Here is a 1503-nt window from a genome sequence, read left to right on the forward strand (position 1 = left end):
CCCATACTCCGAGGCGGAAGTGATTGCGCGAGATCGGAGTTGGCAATCTTCGCCAAATTCAATCCTGTGGCTATGGGTCCCGGCCTGCGCCGGGACGACAGTGTTAGCTGGAGCGGCCTACGTAGCCCTCACTCCACCCCAATTGTCGTCAGGTCCTGGAACCAGTGCTGCGCCTGGACAAACTGCTTCACCTTCGGCGACAGCGCATGCGGGTTGGTGTCGTGGACCACCCACACCAGCGTGGCATCGTCGACGATCAGCGCATGTGCCTGGGCCAAGAGTTCGTCCTGCCTGGCGCTGTCGAAGGTCTGCTTGGCCTCGTCGATCAAGGCGTCGACCTTCGGGTTCTTGTAGCCGCCCCAGTTGACGCCGACCGGCGCGATCTGGCCCGAATGGAAGAAGCGGACGATGGCGTAGAGCGGGTCTGACGTGACATAGGCGATGTTGTTGGCGGTGATGCCGGCGTTCATCTCGTCGGCCGCGCCCTTGCGCCAATGCGTATATAGTGTCTCCAGCTCGACCACCTTGAAGTCGATGTCGATGCCGATTTCCTTGAAACTCTGCTGCAGGAACTCGTTCATCGGCAGCGACAGCATCTGGCCGGTGCCGCCCTGCGCGATGATGAAGGTGGTCTTGAGCGGCTTGGCCTTGGAGTAACCGGCTTCCTCGACCAGCTTCTTCGCCGCCGCAAGGTCGTATTTCAGCTCGAAGCTCGGCTTGCCGAACCACGGGCTCGACGGATCGACCTGGCCCTTGGCGGGTTTGGCCAGGCCGTTCATCAGGCCGACCACCGCCTCGCGATCGATCGCAAGGTTCAGCGCCTTGCGCAGGCGGATGTCGGTCCAGGGCGAGCCCGGCAGCACGCTCAGATGATAATTCCAGACATGCGGCGTGACGTTGTCGACGAGCTTCATGCCGGCCGCCTTGAGCTGCGGCACGGCGTCCGGCGCCGGCGTCTCGATCAGGTCAACTTGCCCGGCGAGCAGCGCGTTGGTGCGCGTCAGCGCTTCCGGCATCGGCACCAGCACGAGCTTGTCGACCTTGGGAATCCGCTTCGTGTTCCAGTAGTCCGGATTCTTGGTCAGCTCCGCAAGCTCGCGCGGCACCAGCTTGGTCAGCTTGAACGGGCCGGTGCCGGAGGGCTGGCTGGCGAACTTGTCCCAGTCCTTGCCCAGCTTTTCATATTGCGCCGGGCTCGAGACCAGGAACCACAGCATCTGATAGGGAAAGAACGAGTCGATCGTCTTGGTCGTGATCTCCACCGTGGAGTCGTCGATCTTGGCGTAGCTCGCGACGGACGGCAGGCGGGTCTTCACCTGCGCGCTCTGCCGCTTGTCGAATTGCGGCGCCTTGTCGTTGAGCACCTTGTCCAGATTCCAGATCACGGCATCGGCGTTGAACTCGCTGCCGTCGTGAAACTTCACCCCCTTGCGCAAGGTGAAGCGCCATTTGGTCTTGTCGGCATCATCCACCTTCCTTTCGGTGGCGAGCCCGGGCACCAGC

Annotated in this window: 1 protein-coding gene; it reads right to left on the minus strand. The window is 62.5% G+C overall.

Annotated elements, in window-relative coordinates; translation table 11 throughout:
- Window positions 1-128 precede the first annotated feature (128 nt).
- On the minus strand, window positions 129-1503 hold a 1375-nt coding region (locus tag AC1D00_RS40675), incomplete at its 5' end, for an ABC transporter substrate-binding protein (RefSeq protein WP_477014585.1).

It is taken from the genome of Bradyrhizobium sp. P2_E8, from assembly GCF_056403875.1.